Origin of the sequence: Duganella sacchari (assembly GCF_900143065.1) — a bacterium.
GTDB lineage: Bacteria > Pseudomonadota > Gammaproteobacteria > Burkholderiales > Burkholderiaceae_D > Rugamonas > Rugamonas sacchari.
Genome location: NZ_FRCX01000011.1, coordinates 116,079 through 134,971 on the forward strand (window position 1 = coordinate 116,079; position 18,893 = coordinate 134,971).

Consider the following 18,893-nt stretch of genomic DNA (forward strand, 5'->3'; position numbering starts at 1 on the left):
ATTAACTGGATCTGACAATGACTATAGACGCTACCAACCCCCTGCTCGATTTTTCGGGTCTGCCACGTTTCGACGCCATCAAACCAGAGCACGTCACACCGGCCATCGATGACCTGCTGGTCAAGAGCCGCGCCGTGGTCGAACAGCTGCAAGCACCTTCGGATACCGTCAGCTGGGACAGCTTTGTCACGCCGCTGGAAAACGCCACCGAACTGCTGGGCCGCGCCTGGGGTATCGTCAGTCATCTCAACAACGTGGTGGACACGCCGGAACTGCGCGCCGTCTACAACGAGAACCAGCCCAAGGTCACCGAATTCTGGACCGAACTGGGCCAGAACGAAGCCCTGTTCGCCAAATACAAAGCGCTGCGCGCCTCGGCCGAATTCAACACGCTGACGCCCGCCCGCAAGCGCATCATTGACAACGCCATCCGCGACTTCCGCATGGGCGGCGCCGAACTGCCGGAAGATAAAAAGCCGCGCTTCGCCGCCATCCAGGAAGAACACGCGATGACCTCCACGCGCTTCTCGGAAAACGTGCTGGACGCCACCAACGACTACAAGCTGCTGGTGACTGACGAAGCCGACCTGGCCGGCCTGCCGGACGACGTCAAGGCCGCCGCACGCGCTGCCGCTGAAAAAGAAAACAAGCAAGGCTGGGAATTTTCGCTGCACTTCCCGTCCTACTACCCTATCCTGCAATTTGCCGACAAGCGCGCGCTGCGCGAAACCATTTACCGCGCCAACGCCACCAAGGCGTCAGAGCAAGGCGATGTGTTCAGCAAAAAAGAGGACTGGGACAATACGCAAAACATCGTCACACTGCTGAAGCTGCGCGAAGAAGAAGCGCAGCTGCTGGGCTACAAAAACTTTGCCGAAGTATCGCTGGTGCCGAAGATGGCCAAGTCGCCTGACGAAGTGATCGCCTTCCTGGAAGACCTGGCCAAACGCGCGCGTCCGTTCGCGGAAAAAGACCTGGCCGAGCTGAAGCAATTCGCCAAGGACGAGCTGGGTATTGAAGACCTCAAAGCCTGGGACATCCCGTACGCATCGGAGAAGCTGCAGGAACGCCGCTACGCCTTCTCCGCCCAGGAAGTGAAGCAGTACTTCCCGGAGCACAAAGTCGTTGATGGCCTGTTCCATCTGATCCAGAACCTGTTCAACGTCGAGATCAAAACCGACGACGCGCCGGTCTGGCATAAGGACGTACGCTTCTACCGCATCGAACGCAACGGCAAGCTGATCGGCCAGTTCTACCTGGACCTGTATGCACGTCCGGGCAAGAGCGGCGGCGCCTGGATGGACGATGCCCGCGGCCGCCGCGCCGACGCCACCAATGTGCAAACCCCAGTGGCTTACCTGACCTGCAACTTCACCGAGCCAGCGGTGGTCGATGGCGTCACCAGGCCGTCGCTTTTCACGCACGATGAAGTGACCACGCTGTTCCACGAATTCGGCCACGGCCTGCACCACATGCTGACGCAGGTCGATGAGCTGGGCGTGTCCGGCATCTCGGGCGTGGAATGGGATGCGGTCGAGCTGCCATCGCAGTTCATGGAAAACTTCTGCTGGGAATGGGAAGTGCTGGAACATATGACCGCGCACGCTGTCACGGGTGAACCACTGCCGCGCGCGCTGTACGACAAGATGCTGGCCGCCAAGAACTATCAGTCCGGCCTGCAGACGCTGCGCCAGGTCGAGTTCTCGCTGCTGGACATGCACTTGCACTACGACTACGACGCCAGCACCGGCAAGACGGTACAGCAATTGATCGACGAAGTGCGCAGCAAATTCTCGCTGGTGATCCCGCCATCGTTCAACCGCTTCCAGAATTCCTTCGGCCACATCTTCGCGGGTGGTTATGCAGCAGGCTACTACAGCTACAAGTGGGCAGAAGTATTGTCCGCCGATGCCTACGCTGCATTCGAGGAAGCACAGAAACTGGGGCCGGCCGCCGTGTCGGAAACCGGTAAACGCTACCTTGCGGAAATTCTGTCAGTCGGTGGCTCCCGCCCTGCACTGGAATCGTTCACCGCCTTCCGCGGCCGTGAGCCGAGCATCGACGCACTGCTGCGCCACAGCGGCATGGCCGCGTAACAAATCTCCACGCCGGAAGCCGCACGGTAGCAACATCGATGCCAGCGGTTTCCGGCGTTTTCGCATACACTGGATTCACCATGACCCGCATCGACTTCCACACCAATGTACCGGACAAACTCGCCTACGCCTGCCGCCTCGTGCGCAAGGCCTGGGCCGCGAACAACCGCGTGGTGCTGATGACGGAAGATGCGCAGCAACTGGCAGAACTTGACGCGGCAATGTGGACATTTTCCGCGACCGACTTCCTGCCACACGTGCTCGCCGATGATGCGCTGGCAACGCAGACGCCGATCCTGCTGACAGACAATGATGAGGCGGAATTACCACACACGCACAAAGAATTATTGGTCAATTTGTCGCGCCGCACGCCACGTAACGTGACACAGTTTGCGCGCATGATCGAAGTGATTTCCTCGCAAGAGGATGATGCGGCTGCCGGCCGCAAGCGTTATGTCGCATACAAGCAGCAAGACTATCCACTGACCCACTTTGTCGCAGGAAAATCATGAGCCAAGCATCGTTTGACGCAAGTATCCCTGTCTTGACGGAAGTACTCAAAGCGGAGCCGCTGAGCGACGAGGGCGCACCACCGCCCCCTATCTCGGCTGCGGAACAACTGGAAGCGGACGCCATCGACGGCTGGACCGATGCGGAATGGGCGGTCATGGAACACCGCTTGTCGGTACGCATCATGCACCAGCTGCAGTCGCGCGTGGATTTTGTGCTGGAGCAGCGCATCAAGGACAGCATGGCCGAAGTGCTGAGCCATGCCTTGCATGATCTGACCAACGAAATCCGCATCGGTCTGCATGACACCATCGAGAAGATTGTGTCGCGCGCCGTCGCCCAGGAACTGACCCATCTGCAAGCGCAGAAAAAGTAAGCCCCGCCCTCCCGATCCGTGCCCATGCTGGTGCACGGATCGCACCTCCCCGAAGCATCCCTGCATCAAATCGGGGAAACGCTCCAAAAAAGTACAAAACTCCACGTTTCCAGCTTTGCGCCAGGAATAATTTGTTGTACCTTGGTGGCCTTGAATACAAACTATTGGAGATCGCCCATGCAGTTCAAGTTCATTCCACTCGCCATCGCCCTGGCATTTGCCGGCAGCGCCGGTGCGCAGGAAATCATCAAGATTGGCCACGTCGCGCCGGTCTCCGGTCCCTCCGCGCACCTTGGCAAGGACAATGAAAACGGCGCCAAGATGGCGATCGAAGAATTGAACGCCAAGGGCATCAAGATCGATGGCAAGCCGGTCAAATTTGTGTTGCAACTGGAAGACGATGGTGGCGATCCCAAGCAAGGTACGGCGGTCGCGCAGAAACTCGTCGATGCCAAGGTCAACGGCGTGATCGGCCACCTGAACTCCGGCACCTCCATCCCCGCCTCCAAGATTTATTACGACGCCGGCATCCCGCAAATCTCGCCAGCCACCACCCAGACCAAATACACGCAGCAGGGCTTCAACTCGACCTTCCGCGTGGTCGCCAATGACGCCAAGCTCGGCGGTGCATTGGGCGGCTACGCGGTCGGCAAGATGGGCGCCACGAAGATCGCCGTGATCGATGACCGTACCGCTTACGGCCAGGGCGTCGCCGAAGAATTCGTCAAAGGCGCCAAGAAAGCGCAGCCAGGCGTACAGATCGTCGCCAAGGAATTCACCACCGACAAAGCTACCGACTTCAACGCCATCCTGACCACCATCCGCGGCAAGAATCCGGACCTGGTGTTCTTCGGTGGCATGGACTCGGTCGGCGGCCCGCTGCTGCGCCAGATGAAGGCGCTGGGCATCAAAGCCAAGTTCGTGAGCGGCGATGGCACTTGCACCGAATCGCTGCCGAAGCTGGCGGGCGTTGCCGCAGTGACCGGCACCGTGACCTGCGCTGAAGCAGGCGGCGTGACCGGCGACGAACAGAAGGCCATGGATGATTTCTCGGCGCGCTACCAGAAGAAATACAACGACAACGTGAAGCTGTATGCACCTTACGTCTACGACGCGGTGATGACGATGGCGGCCGCAATGCAGCAGGCCAATTCAGCCCAGCCGGCCAAGTATCTGCCGGTGCTGCAGAAGATCAAATATCAGGGCGTGACCGGCCTGATCTCGTTTGATGCCAAGGGCGACATCAAGGATGGTTCACTGACGCTGTTCAACTACAACGACGGCAAGAAGACCAAGCAAGAGGTCATCAAATAAAAAAAAGCCCCATCAGCACTGAGCGCGGCCTTGTGCGCGTTCAGGCTGATGGGGCTTTTTACGTCAGCTTCATTTCTGAGCCAACACCCATTTCACCAGGGTTTTGGTTTCCGCTTCATTCACCTGCGGATTGGCTGGCATCGGGATCGCACCCCAGACACCCGAGCCGCCTTTCATCACTTTGGCAACCAGCTTGGCTTCGGCATCTTTCTGGCCAGCGTATTTGGCAGCCACATCCTTGTAGGCAGGACCGACCAGCTTGGTGGCGACAGCGTGGCAAGCCATGCAGTTTTTCGCCTTGGCCAGGTCCAGGCCTGGATCAGCCAGCGCGGCCGACGAAGCGAAGGCCGATGCGGCGATTACGCCAACCATCATCAAATTGCGTTTCATTGTGTATTCTCCAGGTTAGTACCGCTAAATTCTGCTAGTCATTCTACCGCTTTTTGCCCTTATGCATTTAACGCTTAAATCAAGGAAAGGTTGACTATTGCCGGAATATTGCTTGTAAGATGGAGGGGAGAGGAGGACATCATGCCGATTATCCTATTAATCGTTGCCCTGTGTGTACTGCGTTACTTTGAGGTCTGGAAGTTTGCGGAGCTGTCCTGGTGGGCCATCGGCGCCATCATGGTACTGGCTTTCCTGTGGTTTGAATTCCTCGAGCCCATGATGGGCTTCGACAAGCGCCGCGCCCATAACGAAGATGAAAAGCGCCGCAAAGACCGCGTCAAGCAGACCTTCGACAAGAAATAAAATCAAACCCGCACGGCGGCCAGAAGGGGTCTGACCCCGTACGGGGTCAGACCCTCGCGTCAGGGTTGCGGGTTAACGCTTCAGCTGCGACAGATCGCGTACTGCGCCGCGGTCAGCGGAGGTGGTCAGCGCCGCATACGCTTGCAGCGCCTGCGAAACATAGCGCTCACGGTTGACCGGCTGCCATGCATCCGCACCTTTGGCTTCCATCGCTGCGCGGCGGGCGGCCAGCGCCTCATCGCTGATACGCAGGTTGATGGTGCGGTGAGGGATGTCGATGTCGATCATATCGCCCTCCTCCACCAGGCCGATCGCGCCACCTTCCGCTGCTTCCGGCGAAGCATGGCCAATCACCAGGCCCGACGAACCACCGGAGAAACGGCCGTCCGTGAACAGCGCGCAAGCCTTGCCCAGTCCTTTCGACTTGATGTACGAGGTTGGATACAGCATCTCCTGCATCCCCGGGCCACCCTTCGGACCTTCGTAGCGGATGATGACCACATCGCCTTCATGTACGGTGTCACCGAGAATGGCTTCCACCGCCGCATCCTGCGATTCAAACACGCGCGCCTTGCCGCTGAACTTCAGGATGCTCTCATCCACGCCTGCGGTCTTCACGATGCAGCCATTCACCGCCAGGTTACCGTACAAGACCGCCAGACCACCGTCCTGCGAATATGCATGCTCCTTGTCGCGGATGCAGCCCGCAACGCGGTCCAGATCCAGCGTGTCATAACGTTCCGCTTGCGAGAACGCCACCTGCGTCGGCACGCCGCCTGGCGCGGCGCGGAACAGCTGATGCACGGCCTGGTCGTCGCTGCGCTTGATGTCGTTGCGTTCAATCGCGTCCGCCATGGTCGGCGCGTGCACGGTAGGACGCGAAGTGTCCAGCAAACCGGCGCGCGCCAGCTCGCCCAGGATCGAAATGATGCCGCCTGCGCGGTGCACGTCTTCGATGTGGAACTTGTCCGTCATCGGCGCCACCTTGCACAGGCATGGCACTTTGCGCGAGATACGGTCGATGTCGGCCATGGTGAAGTCCACGCCCGCTTCGTGCGCTGCCGCCAGCAAGTGCAGCACGGTGTTGGTCGAACCGCCCATGGACACATCCAGCGCCATCGCATTTTCAAAGGTCGCCTTGTTGGCGATGGTGCGCGGCAGGATGGAATAGTCGTCCTGCTCGTAGTGACGTTTGGCCAGTTCCACGATCAGACGGCCGGCACGCAGGAACAGCTGCTCGCGGTCCGCATGCGTGGCGACGATGGTGCCGTTACCCGGCAGCGACAGGCCCAGTGCTTCGGTCAGACAGTTCATCGAGTTCGCCGTGAACATGCCCGAGCACGAACCGCAGGTAGGACAGGCCGAACGCTCAATCTCCGCCACATCCGCATCGCTGACCGTGCTGTCGCCGGCCTTGATCATGGCATCCACCAGATCCAGCTTGATGATCTTCTGGCCGCCGTTGACGACCTTGACCACCTTGCCCGCTTCCATCGGGCCGCCCGATACGAAGACCACCGGAATATTCAGGCGCATGGCAGCCATCAGCATGCCCGGCGTGATCTTGTCGCAGTTGGAAATGCAGACCATGGCGTCGGCGCAGTGCGCGTTGACCATGTACTCGACCGAGTCGGCAATCAGGTCGCGCGATGGCAGCGAATACAGCATGCCGCCGTGCCCCATGGCGATGCCGTCATCGACGGCGATGGTGTTGAATTCCTTGGCCACGCCGCCCGCCTTTTCAATCTCGCGCGCCACCAGCTGGCCCAGATCCTTGAGGTGTACGTGGCCAGGCACGAACTGCGTGAAGGAGTTGACCACGGCGACGATCGGTTTATCGAAGTCGCCGTCTTTCATGCCGGTGGCGCGCCACAGGGCGCGGGCGCCGGCCATGTTGCGGCCGTGGGTGGTGGTGCGGGAACGGTATTGCGGCATGATGTTTCTCCTGGTGTTGCTCGGCTACTAAGGCGAGCTTAAATCTGCTGGCTTAGTCTAGGAGTTTGCGTTGCCCATGCGGCAGTGTCAAATATATGATTTCCATAGCTGTGAGTCGTATAAAATATCACAGAGAGCAAATTCAACAGTAAACCATATGGAATTACGCCAGCTGCGCTACTTCGTCACCGTGGCCGAAGAACTCCACTTCGGCAAGGCCGCGCTGCGCCTGCACATGACGCAGCCGCCACTGTCGCAGACCATCCAGGCGCTGGAGGAAGCGCTGGGCGCCGCGCTGTTCGAGCGCAACCGCCGCGGCGTCGCGCTGACGCCCGCCGGCAGCGCGCTGCTGCCGGAAGCGCGCCGCATGCTGGCGCAAGCGCAGGAGCTGCCGCAGCTGGTGCAGCGCGCGGCCGCCGGTGAGGTCGGCCGCCTGACACTGGCCTTCGTCTCCTCGGCCGACTATAGCGTCCTGCCGCCGTTCCTGCGCGCCTATCGCGCCGCCTATCCGCAAGTGCAGATCACGCTGCAGGAAGCCACCTCCGACCTGCAGCTGGACGACCTGCTGCACCACCGCATCGACGCCGGCCTGCTGATCCCGCCGCTGCCCGACAAGGCCCGGCAGGAACTCGACTACCTGCCCGTACTGAACGAACCGCTGGTGCTGGCCCTGCCCTCCGGCCTGCCCGTGCTGAAGAAAAAAGGCAAGCTGAAACTGTCGGCGCTGCCGCCGCTACCGCTCATCATCTTCCCGCGCGCGATTTCACCGGCGCTGCATGACGCCATCCTGTCGGTGTTCCATGACGCCGGCATGACGCCGCAGATCGGCCAGGAAGCCATCCAGATGCAAACCATTGTCAGCCTGGTGTCGGCCGGCATCGGCATGGCACTGGTCCCGCAGTCCGTCTCCAACCTGATGCGGACCGGGGTAGAATACCGGGCGCTGGCCGATGCCACGCCCTTGGTGGAAACCGGCCTGGCCTGGCGGCGCGATAACGCTTCGCCCGTGCTGCACGGCTTTTTGGAATTATTACGGAAAGAATTAAGGAAAAGCGTCTTATGCTGATACACCCGATGCCCGATCCCATCGCCCTGCAACTGGGGCCGGTCGCCATACACTGGTATGGCCTGATGTATGTGCTGGCCTTTGCCATGTTTATCGCGCTGGGCCGCATCCGCATCCGGCAGCCGCACATCGCCGCGCAGCAGTGGAAGAAAGAGGATCTGGACGATATGCTGTTCTACGGCATGATGGGCGTGATCATCGGCGGCCGCCTGGGCGAGGTGCTGTTCTACGAACCGGTCAAATACTTCTCCGACCCGATCGAGATTTTCAAGGTCTGGCACGGCGGCATGTCCTTCCACGGCGGCTTCCTCGGCGTGCTGATTGCGATGTCGCTGTGGGCGCGCAAGGCGGGCCGCAATCTGCTGGACGTGTACGACTTCATCGCGCCGCTGGTGCCGCTGGGCTATGCCGCTGGCCGCATGGGCAACTTCATCAACGCCGAACTGCCGGGCCGCGTGGTCAGCGATCCGACGCTGCCATGGGCCATGCAATGGCCGGACATCCGTTTCCCGCTGCATCCGAATCCGGTGTTCCTGGAAGGCCTGCGCCATCCGTCGCCGCTCTATCAGTTGCTGATCGATGGCTTGCTGGTGTTTGTGATCTTGTGGTTCTTCGCGCGCAAGGAACGTCCACGCCTGGCAGTGGGCGCCATGTACACCCTGCTGTATGGCTGCGCGCGATTCTTCACCGAGTACTTCCGCACGCCGGACTGGGAGACCACGGTTCTGGGCATGCCGATCACATCGGGACAAGTGCTATCGCTGCCGATGATCGTTGGCGCGCTGGCGATGCTGGCGTGGTCGTACAAAGCAAATCAAAAGGGCCGCGCACCGGTACTGGCTACTTCAAAAGCTTGACGATCGCCTTCCATTGCGCCGGCGTGACCGGCGTGATGGACAGGCGGCTGCCCTTCTGCAGCACAATCATGTCTTCCAGCGCGGGGATGGTCCGCATCTCCGCCAGCGACAGCAAACGCGTTTTCTGCGTGCCCTTCACATCAATCGAAATCCAGCGCGGCTGCTCCTGCGTCGCCTTGGCATCGTAGTATTTACTGTCTTCATCGAACTGCGTCGCATCGGGATACGGTGCGCTGACGATTTCCGCCACCCCGGCAATGCCCGGCTCCGGGCAGCTCGAATGGTAGAACAACACGCCATCGCCGACCTGCATCTGGTCGCGCATGAAATTGCGCGCCTGGTAGTTGCGTACGCCGAACCACGGCGTGGTCTGCGCTTGCGATGCCATGACGTCGTCCATACTGACTTCATCCGGCTCGGATTTCATCAACCAATATTGCATGCGGATCTCCAGACGAAAAAAAGCGGCTGCGCATTCACATGCTTGCAACCGCTTCTCGATAAATAAGGCCCCGCCTGTGCCGTCTTGCCGGCATCCCGAACCTAAGGCTCAGGTGGTCACAGTTAGTTCAATTTCGGGTTCATCGGACTAGCGACGCTCTCGCCCATCGAACAAATTTCCGTAACCGGTGCAAACAAATGGTTCAAGGAATATATGACAAGTCTCGAACACTGCAGGGTGATTAGGAGTTTACTCTCTTGTGCGCCGCAAAGGAAGGCCTGTCACAAATTAAAACAGGGTTTCTTGCGGTGTCAGTGCGGAGTCCAGTACCTTGTGCATGGCCGCCATCTTGGTCTGCACTTCCAGCATGGACATATCCGACCAAGGGCCGCGCGAGGTTTTCATCGACAGGAACTCGGCCGCCACGCCCAGCGCCGCCATCACGGCGATGCGGTCGTTGCCCTTGACTTTGCCGGCGTCACGGATGGCGCACATTTTTTTGTCCAGGAAGGAGGCTGCTTCGCGTAGCGCACGTTCTTCATCTTCCCTGCAGGCGAGCTTGTACGCCTGCCCCATGATGGTCACGTCAAGATGGATCATTGTGCATCCTCTTTTTCAGGCTGGGTCTCTGCGCCGCTCTCACCTTGCAGTGGAGGGATATGCTGCAACAACGCTGCCACCCGCTCGGATGCCTCGCTCAGGCGGCGCCGATAATCCATCGTCTCCACGGCGAGATTAACATTGGACTGACGCAACTGCGCATTTTCACGGCGCAAGACAAGCACCATTTCAGCCAGCTGGTCGATTTTGTCGGAGAGTTCTTGGAATTCGGAAATCATCCCGCCACTATAGGCAGCGCGCGGGAAGCCGTCAACCGAATCGCGTATTTGCAACCAACAAGCACGTGATTTATTTACTCGACGTCAATTAGTTGCCCGCCTCTATGGACTCCCCAATAAAAAAACGGAGCAGCGCCATCACGCACCGCTCCGTCAAACCACGACAAAGGGGAGTTACAGTTTGAAGGACAGGCCCAGATTGAAGCGGCGGCCGAATTCCGTCACTTCCTGCTGCACCGGAATGTTCGCGCTGGTGTACACCGCTTTCTGGTTGGTCAGATTGTCGATACCAAAGCGCAGTTGGATATTGGACGTCAGCTGCTTCGCCAGGTTCAGCGTGACATAGGTTTCCGCTTCGTTCATGATCAACTGGCCGGCGCCCCAGGTCGGGTTACGCGCAAACGCGCTGTGATAATTGGCCGACAGGCGCGCTTCATAGCCTGCCTTCTCGTACCACAGCGTGACGCCGCCGTTATGCTTCATCAGGCCTTCAATCGGATAAGGACTGCCGACCGGCGTCTGCTCATGGATATTGCTGGTGGTGTAGGCATAGTTGCTGGCGATACCCAGGCCGTCGAACGGCGCCGGCAGCGAAGTGAAGGCCTGCTGGTACACCAGTTCCAGACCACGGATGTCGCCGCCCTCGCCGTTCACCGAACGGGTGATGGTCGCCGTGCGGCCATTCAGCGTGGTGGTGTCGCTTTCGATGGCGATGTAGCGCGTTACCTTTTTATAGAATGCGCCGGCCGACAGCAGCGAACCCTTGTTGAAGTACCACTGGTAGGACAGGTCCACCTGGTTGGCCATCATCGGCTTCAACTGAGGATTGCCTGCACTGCCGGTGATCGGCTGGCTGGTATCCGTGTTGTTGACGCTCAGGTTGCGGGAGCTGCGCATCTCGTCCAGCGGTGCACGCGACATCGCGCGCGCCACGCTGAAGCGCAGCTGGCGTTGCTGCGCTTCGTCCAGATTGACGATCAGGTTCATGCTCGGCAGGATTTCGGTGTACGAGACGCCATCTGACACCGCCGTCGGCGCCGCGCCGTTCAGCGACTGCATGCCATAGCCGGTTTGCGTGGTGTGCACCAGACGCACGCCCACATTGCCGCGATAGCTCTTGCCCAGCGCTTCACCTTCCAGGTCGCCCTGCACAAAGGCCGAGCTGCTGCGCTCCTTGACCTTCCAGCCGGCCAGCTGGTCATTCTGAATCTGCCACCCTTCCTGCACCTGGCCATTCGGATTGAAAGCGTCAGGACCAAAGGCGGACGCAATGCTGCCGTCGAAATCCTTCAGCGCGATAAAGGCCGGATAGCCGCTGACGTTCACCGTCTCATAAGCCGATGCCGGAATCGGCGATTTCTGCGCCAGCGTCCAGGTGGTCTGGTGGTAGCTCTTCTCACGGTCGGTCGCGCGCACGCCCACCTTGATGCGGCTGAAGATGCTGTTGTCGAGCGGGCGCGATGCGCTCACACTGGCGGCATTCAGCAGATCCTTCACGTGACCATCGGTATCGACATACAGGGTCGGCGTGCCGAAGTTGGCAGGGTTGCCGCTATCGATGCCAAAGCTGTAGTCCTGCTTTTCGTCGCCGGTGAAGGACCACGTGACAGGCACACTGCCGTTGGCATACTGGCGCAGGTCGCGCCATGCGCTGCCGCGCCGCGCGTGCGAAGTCGACAGGTCGGCGTCGATCTTCCAGTCGCCCGCGTTGAACTTGCCATTCAGGCCGGTCGCGGCCACGCTGGTGTCCTGCACGTAGACGAAGTCATTGTTAATCAGGCTCGCGTTGCTGATGGTGCCGCCGGCCAGATAGCCATTGCGGATATCCAGGTTGCTATAAGCCGCCCCATTGGTGCCGCCCCAGTTGCCCAGGCCATCGGCCCAGTGCTGCAGGCCGCGCTCCTTGATCTTGGCCTCGGCGTAGTAGGTGTCGGCAGTGATCTGCACATCGCTGTTCGGTTTCCATTCCAGCTTGCCCAGCACACTGGCGCGCTTGTCCTTGCCGTGACGGGCCTCATCCTGGAAGCCCCACGGCGCCTTTTCAGTTTTGCCATCGCCATTCAGATCGTAGCCGCTGTCATTAAAGCCCCAGTGGCGCTTGTTCTTCTGTACTGAAGGCTGGTCCTGGTAGCTGAACGCCACTGCCGCGCCGATGGTCTTGTTGGCGAATTGGTCGATATACACGCCGCCCAGACGCGGTGCGGTTTTGTCGGCGCCCTGGATGTCCTTGGCCAGCGGGTAGTACAGCGCATCGGCCTTGAGCGAAATCTGGCGGCCGTTGTACTTCAGCGGCGACACGGTTTGCAGATCGATGGTGGTGGCGATGCCGCCTTCCGCCAGCTCGGCGTTCTGCGTTTTATAGACTGTCGCGCCGCTGATGGATTCGGATGGGAACTGCTCGAAACGCACGGCGCGGTTAGGCTCCGACGAGGCCAGCTCGCGGCCATTCAGTGTGGCGCCGATAAAGCGTGGTCCCATGCCGCGCGCAATGATCTGGCTGGCGTTGCCACGGTCCAGGCCCGACGACAAGCCTGGCAGACGCGCCAGCGATTCAGCGATGGTGGTATCCGGCAGCTTGCCGATGTCTTCCGACGACACTACTTCCACGATGCTGTTGGAGGCCTCCTTGGCTGCCAGCGCATTGCGCACCGAGGCGCGGATGCCGGTCACGTTGACCTGCTGGATATCGCCAGCCGCTTCTTGCGCCAGGGCGTCCTGGACGAGCAGTGGGGAGGTAAAGAGCGTGGCGATGAGCCAGCTCATTTTTTTATGTTTCATTGTGCATCTCCAGTGTTTGTATTTTGTCCCGTCTCTGATGAAGATGTGGACGGATAACCGGATGCTAACGAAACACGAATTTACAAACCAATAGCTAATTTAGCTCAGGCCATACCAAGTTCGTATATCAGGAACCCTGTCAGTCCCGCGCCGGTATGCGGTAGTGAGGGTAGATGCTGGCTGCGGCGTCGCGCAGCGCAGTCAGCATGGCATCGGCGCCAGGCGACAGCTGGTGTCGTTTGCGCGTCACAATGCCGAACGAATCCATGCTCACGCCCAGATCGAACGGCACCACCCTCAGCAAGCCCACATCCAGATAGGGCTGCACGGCTTCCGCCGGTAGCGCCACGATCATGTCGTTATTCAGCAGCAGGCTGGCAACCACCGGCATGTCCAGCGTTTCCACGGTTTCCGCCGGCTGCTCCAGGCCATGCGACAGGAACAGCGCGGTGAGACGGTCGCGCAGTATCGAGCCTGCCGGCGGCAGTATCCAGCATTGCTCCATCAAATCGTCCAGCTTGAGGTCATCGCGTTCCATCAGCGGATGGCTGGCGCGCGCAATCAGCACATGCGGTTCGTCAGTCAACGGTTCAAAGTTCAGTTCATCCGCCGCCTCGGTATCGAGGATGCGGCCCACCACCAGATCCAGCTCGCCGCTGCGCAGGCGCTCCACCAGCGCTTTGCTGGTGGACATATTCACCGACACATGCACACGCGCGTGACGCGCCTTGAGCAGATTGATCGCCTTGGGCACCAGCCCGGTCGCTGGCGTCAGCACCGTGCCCACGCCGACGCGGCCGCGCAAACCGGACAGCAGCTCCATCACTTCCTGGTGCGCTGCATCCATCTCCGCCAGCGCGGCGCCGGCGCGGCGTATCAGCACCTTGCCATACCAGGTCGGCGCGACACCGCGCGACAGGCGCTCGAACAACTGCACGCCCAGCGCGTGTTCCAGCTCGCCCAACAACTTGGAGGCGCCGGGCTGCGTCAGGTTGGCCGCTTGCGCGGCATGGGCGATGGAACCATGCCGGCCAAGTTCGACCAGCAGGACGAGATGACGGGTTTTCAGGTGGGAGCGGACAAAGCGGTCCGAGCGGGGATCAGTCATATGGGCGATAGGGTTGATCGCCCATCATAAATGCGGGCTGAACCAGCGTCAATCACCGTTGCGCGCATGCGCTGGTGCTGGAAGCGCTACCGTTATCGAGAAATAAAGTGTCGGCCACACCGGCTGCCGAGGCGCCCGGCAAGCCATACAGACCGCCGAGTGCGCCCAGTATCCGCAGCTGTTCCAGGCCCTCGCCGCCGAAGGCGACGCTGGACACGGCCTCGCACGGCAGCGCGATCTGCCGCAGCGGCTGGCCGTCGCCGCCATACTGCACCAGCAGCCCGCCCTGCACGCTCCACAGCTGCGCCGCGCTATCGGTCACCGCCATGCCGGCGCCAGGCGCCAACAATTCAGCAAACGTTGTTATCGCACCAATCCTTGCCTGTTCGGCATCGTAATCGCACTGCCGGATCGCGCCGTGGGCGGCGTCGGCAAAATACATGCGGCGGCCATCGGGGCTGAACGCGATGCTGGCGGCGCGCGCCACCGCAGGCAAGGCCAGACGACGCAAGCCGTGGCGCTGCGAGTACTGGTAGAAGCTGCCGATAGGACGCTGGTCACGCGCCATATTGGCGGTGCCGAACACGAAATTGCCGGCACGGTCGACACAGCCGTCGCTGATGCCGGTACGCGGTTCAGCGGCGTCAATGGTGACCAGTACCTGCGTCTGCAGGGGGCGGCTGGCCTGGCCGGGCACTGGCAGCTCCAGCATGCCGAGGCGCTTGCCCACGCCCAGCAGCATGCCGCCGGAAGCACAACTGGCCATGAGCGAGGCGCCTTCCAGCAGGCGCGCGGCGACCGGCGCGGTGAAGGATGGCGCCCAGGCGTACAGCTGGCGGCGCGCCGGATCGAGCCAGCGCCAGCAGGCGTGTACTTTACTCCAGCGCAGCGTGCATCCCGTTTGCCCCGCCCGGACGAACATGGTGGCGACGGCGGTGCTGACTGCATTCATACGGGTCCTGAAACGATGGGAGACTGGCCAAGTCTAAGCGAGCCTCGCCCGCCGCAGCTATGAATAAACCCCGCCCTGCCATGCCAATATCGGATAGCGGCATTGTGCTATCTGATATTGATATGGCTCCCCGCGAATTAATCATATTTCCAGTCTAGCGGCCGGGCTTAGACTGAGCGTTGTTCCGTGAACCTCATCCCGATCCTATGAAAATCATCAAACTGACGACCTACCGTGTACCACCGCGCTGGATGCTGCTCAAAATCGAAACCGATGAAGGCGTCGTCGGCTGGGGGGAACCGGTCATCGAAGGCCGCGCCCGCACCGTGGAAACCGCAGTGCAGGAAATGGAACCGTATCTGATCGGCCAGGACCCGTCGCGCATCAACGACCTGTGGCAGACCATGTACCGCGCCGGTTTCTATCGTGGCGGCGCGATCCTGATGAGCGCCATCGCCGGCATCGACCAGGCGCTGTGGGACATCAAGGGCAAGGTGCTGGACAAGCCGGTGTACGAGCTGCTGGGCGGCCTGGTACGCGACCGCATGAAGATGTATAGCTGGGTCGGCGGCGACCGTCCGTCGGACATCATCGAACAAATCCGCACGCTGCAACAAGGCGGCTTCAACACCTTCAAGATGAACGGCACCGAGGAACTGGGCATGCTGGACACGTCGGCCAAAGTGGACGACGCCGTGCGCCGCGTGGCCGAGATCCGCGAAGCCTTCGGCAGCACGATTGAATTCGGCCTCGACTTCCATGGCCGCGTGGCCGCACCGATGGCCAAGACGCTGCTGCGCGAACTGGAACCTTACCGCCCGCTGTTTGTGGAAGAACCGGTACTGGCCGAGCAGGCCGAGTACTACCCGCGCCTGGCCGAGATGACCTCGATTCCGCTGGCTGCCGGTGAGCGCATGTACTCGCGCTTTGAATTCAAGAACGTGTTTGCAGCGGGCGGCCTGTCCATCGTGCAGCCGGACCTGTCGCACGCCGGCGGCATTACCGAATGCCTCAAGATCGCCTCGATGGCGGAAGCCTACGACATTACACTGGCGCCGCACTGCCCTCTGGGTCCGGTGGCGCTGGCCTCGTGCCTGCAAGTGGACTTTGTCTCGTACAACGCCGTGCTGCAGGAGCAGAGCATGGGCATCCACTACAACCAGGGCGGCGAGCTGCTGGACTACGTCATCAACAAGGAAGACTTCAAGATCGTCGACGGTTACTGCAAGCCGCTGCCCAAGCCGGGCCTGGGCGTGGAAGTGGATGAAGAGCGCGTCATCGCGGCCAGCCAGCACGCACCGGACTGGCGCAATCCGGTATGGCGCCATGCAGACGGCAGCGTCGCGGAATGGTAAGCATGTTCCCACCTCTGCACCGCCGCGCGTGCGCAGCCTTGATCGCTGGCGTCCTTGCTACCAGCACCGCCACGGCTGACACACTGTCCATCGACGCCAGCGCCGCCACACCGGCCCCATTGGCCGCCGCGCTACGCCTCGGCAGCGCCAGGGCGCCAAACGGCGACACGCTGGGCGCCAACGCCCGCTACCTCACCCGCAACGGCGCACCATGGCTGCCGGTCATGGGTGAATTCCACTACAGCCGCACGCCCGCGTCGATGTGGGAAGCGGAACTGCGCAAGATGAAAGCGGCCGGCATCGACATCGTCGCCAGCTACGTCATGTGGAACCACCACGAAGAAGTGCAGGGCAAATTCGACTGGTCCGGCAACCGCGACCTGCGCCGCTTCGTCCAACTGGCCACCAGGGCCGGGCTGAATGTGGTGGTGCGCGTGGGGCCGTGGGCACACGCCGAGGTGCGCTACGGCGGCATTCCGGACTGGGTGGTCAACACCATGCCGACACGCGCCAACGATCCGCAATACATGGCTTTCGTCGAGCGCCTGTATGGCCAGATCGGCCAGCAGCTCAAGGGCCAGCTGTGGAAGGATGGCGGCCACGTCATCGGCATCCAGCTGGAAAACGAATACAACCTTGATGGCCCGGACAAGGGCGCCGCCCACATCGCCGCGCTGAAAAAGCTGGCGCTCAAGGCGGGCATGGATGTGCCCTACTACACCGTCACAGGATGGGACGGCACGATTTATCCGGCCGGCGAAGTGACGCCGGTGTTTGGCGGCTATCCCGACGAACCTTGGGGTGTCAGCACCAGGGAGCTGCCGCCCAAGGAAACCTATGCCTTCCGCTTCGATACGCGCGTCAGCGGCGACCTCGGTGCGCAGACCGCCGCGCATGCGCCAGGCACGGCGGAAACCGACAAGGAGGTAACCCCATTCCTCGGCGCCGAATATGGCGCGGGCCTGCCGTTCATGTACCGCCGCCGCACCGTGGTGTCGGCCGACGATATCGCCGCCATGCTGCCGGTGCAGCTGGGCTCCGGCGTAAACCTGATGGGCTACTATATGTTCCATGGCGGCCGCAATCCACTCAGCCTTGGCGGCACCGGCATGGAAGAAAGCACGCTCAGTGGCGGCTACAACGACACCACCATGATCAGCTACGACTTCCAGGCGCCGCTTGGCCCGGATGGCCAGCAGCGCAAGGTGCTGGAAAAGCTGCGTCCTTATCACCTGTTCCTGCACGCTTACGGCGCGCGCCTGGCGCCCATGACGGTGCGCAAACCTGCGCTGTCGCCCGCCAGGCCGGATGATCTCACCACCGCGCGCTTTGCCGTGCGCAGTGAAGGTGATCGCGGCTTCCTGTTCGTGAACAACCACGTACGCCAGTATCCGATGGCCGCGCAGAAGACCACGCAGTTCTCCGTCAGGCTGCCAGGCCAGAGCATCACGCTGCCAAGCCAGCCCGTCGACATCGCCGATGGCGCTTACTTTATCTGGCCGCTGAATCTGGATCTGGACGGCAGCAACCTGCACTACGCCACCGCGCAGCCGGTGACCTTGCTGGACCAAGGCAAGGCTGGCGTGGTCGCGGTGTTTGCCGCCAGTGCCGGCGTGCCGGTCGAGCTGTCCTTTGACGCCGGCGCACGCGTTGCGGCGGCGGGCGGCGCGCAGATCAGCAACGCTGACGGCCACACGCTGGTCACCGGTGTGCAGCCTGGCGCCGGCGCGGCCGTGACGGTGCAACGCGATGGCAAACGCCCGCTGACCATCGTCGTACTGACGCCGGAACAATCGCAGCAGCTCAGCGTTGTGGAACTGGCCGGCCAGCGCCGCCTGCTACTCACCGCACAACAGGCTTACGCCGATGGCAAGGCGTTGCAGATGCGCGCCACTGGCGACAACACATTCCGCTTCGCCATCTACCCGGCCCTGGCCGCCACACCGAAAGCGACGACCACCGGCGCCGCGTGGACAGCAGCGCCGCGCGCCGCCACAGTCGCCCTGCGCGCCGCCGGCAACGACGGCATCTTCCAGACCTTCGAAGCCGTGCTGCCTGCACGCGATGTCAAGGCCAGCGTCACGCAAACGCGCAACGCGCAGGACGCGCCGCCGGTCGTCATCGGCGGTACCGCCAGGGCTGCGGTTCAGCCGCTGCCGGAAAGCTTCAAGGCCGCCGCCGCATGGCAGGTCAACGTGCCGCGCGAGCAGCTCAAAGGCCTGGACGACGCCCTGCTGCAAATCGATTTTGTCGGCGACATCGGCCGCCTGTACGCCGGCACCCGCATGCTGGACGACTGGTACTACAGCGGCTATCCATGGCAATACGGCCTGCGCCAGCAAGCCGCCGTGCTGGACCAGCCGCTGACCGTATCGGTGCTGCCACTGCGCGCCGATGCGCCAGTCTACCTGCCAAAAGAAGCGCGTCCCGACTTCGGCGGCGCCACGCAAATGGCCACGGTGCGCGCCGTCCGCGTGATTCCCGTGTACCAGCTGCGCATCACCCCATAAGG

At 61.5% G+C, this 18,893-nt stretch carries 17 protein-coding genes and 1 other RNA gene; 9 read left to right on the forward strand and 9 right to left on the reverse strand.

All coding sequences use genetic code 11. The features are described 5' to 3' along the window. The first annotated feature begins 17 nt into the window (after positions 1-17). From BUA36_RS22780 to BUA36_RS22795, 4 genes are all read left to right on the forward strand, one after another. The gene (locus BUA36_RS22780; RefSeq protein ID WP_072787745.1) at positions 18-2,096 is read left to right on the forward strand and encodes a M3 family metallopeptidase; all 2,079 of its coding nucleotides are present in this window, start codon (positions 18-20) and stop codon (positions 2,094-2,096) included. Between the two features lie 80 nt (positions 2,097-2,176). Then, positions 2,177-2,608, forward strand: coding sequence for a DNA polymerase III subunit chi (locus BUA36_RS22785; RefSeq protein ID WP_072787748.1), 432 nt, complete (start codon positions 2,177-2,179; stop codon positions 2,606-2,608). Next, the gene (locus BUA36_RS22790) at positions 2,605-2,982 is read left to right on the forward strand and encodes a DUF2486 family protein (RefSeq protein WP_072787751.1); all 378 of its coding nucleotides are present in this window, start codon (positions 2,605-2,607) and stop codon (positions 2,980-2,982) included. The genes BUA36_RS22785 and BUA36_RS22790 overlap by 4 nt, the downstream gene beginning before the upstream one ends. A 177-nt stretch (positions 2,983-3,159) precedes the next feature. Beyond that, a complete protein-coding gene (locus tag BUA36_RS22795; RefSeq protein WP_072787753.1) occupies positions 3,160-4,296 on the forward strand; it encodes a branched-chain amino acid ABC transporter substrate-binding protein in 1,137 nt (378 codons plus the stop codon). 69 nt (positions 4,297-4,365) lie between these two features. On the opposite strand, the gene BUA36_RS22800 is transcribed toward BUA36_RS22795, so the two are convergent. Beyond that, positions 4,366-4,686 (reverse strand): c-type cytochrome, encoded by a 321-nt coding sequence (locus BUA36_RS22800; protein ID WP_072787755.1) that lies wholly within the window; start codon positions 4,684-4,686, stop codon positions 4,366-4,368. A gap of 141 nt (positions 4,687-4,827) precedes the next feature. On the opposite strand from BUA36_RS22800, the gene BUA36_RS22805 reads away from it, so the two are divergent. Next, positions 4,828-5,049, forward strand: a complete 222-nt coding sequence (locus BUA36_RS22805) for a TIGR04438 family Trp-rich protein (protein ID WP_072787758.1) — start codon at positions 4,828-4,830, stop codon at positions 5,047-5,049. Between the two features lie 72 nt (positions 5,050-5,121). On the opposite strand, the gene ilvD is transcribed toward BUA36_RS22805, so the two are convergent. Further along, on the reverse strand, positions 5,122-6,984 hold the full coding sequence (gene ilvD, locus BUA36_RS22810) for a dihydroxy-acid dehydratase (protein WP_072787760.1): 1,863 nt from the start codon (positions 6,982-6,984) through the stop codon (positions 5,122-5,124). A gap of 157 nt (positions 6,985-7,141) precedes the next feature. Between ilvD and BUA36_RS22815 the strand changes: the two genes are divergently transcribed. Together BUA36_RS22815 and lgt are read left to right on the forward strand one after the other, a co-directional pair. Then, positions 7,142-8,050 carry a LysR substrate-binding domain-containing protein gene (locus BUA36_RS22815; protein ID WP_072787762.1) on the forward strand — a complete coding sequence of 303 codons (909 nt, stop codon included), beginning with the start codon at positions 7,142-7,144 and terminating at the stop codon, positions 8,048-8,050. Then, on the forward strand, positions 8,044-8,907 hold the full coding sequence (gene lgt / locus BUA36_RS22820) for a prolipoprotein diacylglyceryl transferase (RefSeq protein WP_072787764.1): 864 nt from the start codon (positions 8,044-8,046) through the stop codon (positions 8,905-8,907). Before BUA36_RS22815 ends, lgt begins: the two co-directional genes overlap by 7 nt. On the opposite strand, the gene BUA36_RS22825 is transcribed toward lgt, so the two are convergent. The 7 genes from BUA36_RS22825 to BUA36_RS22855 all read right to left on the reverse strand — a co-directional run bounded on the left by BUA36_RS22825 (position 8,891) and on the right by BUA36_RS22855 (position 15,026). Continuing rightward, a complete protein-coding gene (locus BUA36_RS22825) occupies positions 8,891-9,349 on the reverse strand; it encodes an EVE domain-containing protein (RefSeq protein ID WP_072787766.1) in 459 nt (152 codons plus the stop codon). The genes lgt and BUA36_RS22825 overlap by 17 nt on opposite strands. Positions 9,350-9,412: 63 nt before the next feature. Continuing rightward, positions 9,413-9,591, reverse strand: a non-coding RNA gene (ssrS, locus tag BUA36_RS22830) — 6S RNA. A gap of 46 nt (positions 9,592-9,637) precedes the next feature. Then, positions 9,638-9,949 (reverse strand): cell division protein ZapA, encoded by a 312-nt coding sequence (locus tag BUA36_RS22835; protein WP_072787769.1) that lies wholly within the window; start codon positions 9,947-9,949, stop codon positions 9,638-9,640. Continuing rightward, entirely contained in the window at positions 9,946-10,188 is a 243-nt protein-coding gene (locus BUA36_RS22840; RefSeq protein WP_072787771.1) for a hypothetical protein, read from the reverse strand. Before BUA36_RS22840 ends, BUA36_RS22835 begins: the two co-directional genes overlap by 4 nt. A 174-nt stretch (positions 10,189-10,362) precedes the next feature. Then, a complete protein-coding gene (locus tag BUA36_RS22845; protein WP_072787773.1) occupies positions 10,363-12,966 on the reverse strand; it encodes a TonB-dependent receptor in 2,604 nt (867 codons plus the stop codon). A 139-nt stretch (positions 12,967-13,105) separates the two neighbouring features. After that, on the reverse strand, positions 13,106-14,074 hold the full coding sequence (locus BUA36_RS22850; RefSeq protein WP_072787775.1) for a LysR substrate-binding domain-containing protein: 969 nt from the start codon (positions 14,072-14,074) through the stop codon (positions 13,106-13,108). Positions 14,075-14,126: 52 nt separating this feature from the next. After that, on the reverse strand, positions 14,127-15,026 hold the full coding sequence (locus tag BUA36_RS22855) for an SMP-30/gluconolactonase/LRE family protein (protein ID WP_072787777.1): 900 nt from the start codon (positions 15,024-15,026) through the stop codon (positions 14,127-14,129). A gap of 206 nt (positions 15,027-15,232) precedes the next feature. On the opposite strand from BUA36_RS22855, the gene dgoD reads away from it, so the two are divergent. After that, the gene (dgoD, locus tag BUA36_RS22860) at positions 15,233-16,381 is read left to right on the forward strand and encodes a galactonate dehydratase (protein ID WP_072787780.1); all 1,149 of its coding nucleotides are present in this window, start codon (positions 15,233-15,235) and stop codon (positions 16,379-16,381) included. Between the two features lie 2 nt (positions 16,382-16,383). After that, positions 16,384-18,891: a beta-galactosidase gene (locus tag BUA36_RS22865; RefSeq protein WP_072787783.1), complete on the forward strand. Its 2,508-nt coding sequence runs from the start codon at positions 16,384-16,386 to the stop codon at positions 18,889-18,891. Positions 18,892-18,893 lie beyond the last annotated feature (2 nt).

Coding starts and splice junctions, on each gene's coding strand:
- BUA36_RS22780 (WP_072787745.1), top strand. CDS start 18: ATGACTATAGACGCTACCAACCCCCTGCTCGATTTTTCGGGTCTGCCA.
- BUA36_RS22785 (WP_072787748.1), top strand. CDS start 2,177: ATGACCCGCATCGACTTCCACACCAATGTACCGGACAAACTCGCCTAC.
- BUA36_RS22790 (WP_072787751.1), top strand. CDS start 2,605: ATGAGCCAAGCATCGTTTGACGCAAGTATCCCTGTCTTGACGGAAGTA.
- BUA36_RS22795 (WP_072787753.1), top strand. CDS start 3,160: ATGCAGTTCAAGTTCATTCCACTCGCCATCGCCCTGGCATTTGCCGGC.
- BUA36_RS22800 (WP_072787755.1), bottom strand. CDS start 4,686: ATGAAACGCAATTTGATGATGGTTGGCGTAATCGCCGCATCGGCCTTC.
- BUA36_RS22805 (WP_072787758.1), top strand. CDS start 4,828: ATGCCGATTATCCTATTAATCGTTGCCCTGTGTGTACTGCGTTACTTT.
- ilvD (WP_072787760.1), bottom strand. CDS start 6,984: ATGCCGCAATACCGTTCCCGCACCACCACCCACGGCCGCAACATGGCC.
- BUA36_RS22815 (WP_072787762.1), top strand. CDS start 7,142: ATGGAATTACGCCAGCTGCGCTACTTCGTCACCGTGGCCGAAGAACTC.
- lgt (WP_072787764.1), top strand. CDS start 8,044: ATGCTGATACACCCGATGCCCGATCCCATCGCCCTGCAACTGGGGCCG.
- BUA36_RS22825 (WP_072787766.1), bottom strand. CDS start 9,349: ATGCAATATTGGTTGATGAAATCCGAGCCGGATGAAGTCAGTATGGAC.
- BUA36_RS22835 (WP_072787769.1), bottom strand. CDS start 9,949: ATGATCCATCTTGACGTGACCATCATGGGGCAGGCGTACAAGCTCGCC.
- BUA36_RS22840 (WP_072787771.1), bottom strand. CDS start 10,188: ATGATTTCCGAATTCCAAGAACTCTCCGACAAAATCGACCAGCTGGCT.
- BUA36_RS22845 (WP_072787773.1), bottom strand. CDS start 12,966: ATGAAACATAAAAAAATGAGCTGGCTCATCGCCACGCTCTTTACCTCC.
- BUA36_RS22850 (WP_072787775.1), bottom strand. CDS start 14,074: ATGACTGATCCCCGCTCGGACCGCTTTGTCCGCTCCCACCTGAAAACC.
- BUA36_RS22855 (WP_072787777.1), bottom strand. CDS start 15,026: ATGAATGCAGTCAGCACCGCCGTCGCCACCATGTTCGTCCGGGCGGGG.
- dgoD (WP_072787780.1), top strand. CDS start 15,233: ATGAAAATCATCAAACTGACGACCTACCGTGTACCACCGCGCTGGATG.
- BUA36_RS22865 (WP_072787783.1), top strand. CDS start 16,384: ATGTTCCCACCTCTGCACCGCCGCGCGTGCGCAGCCTTGATCGCTGGC.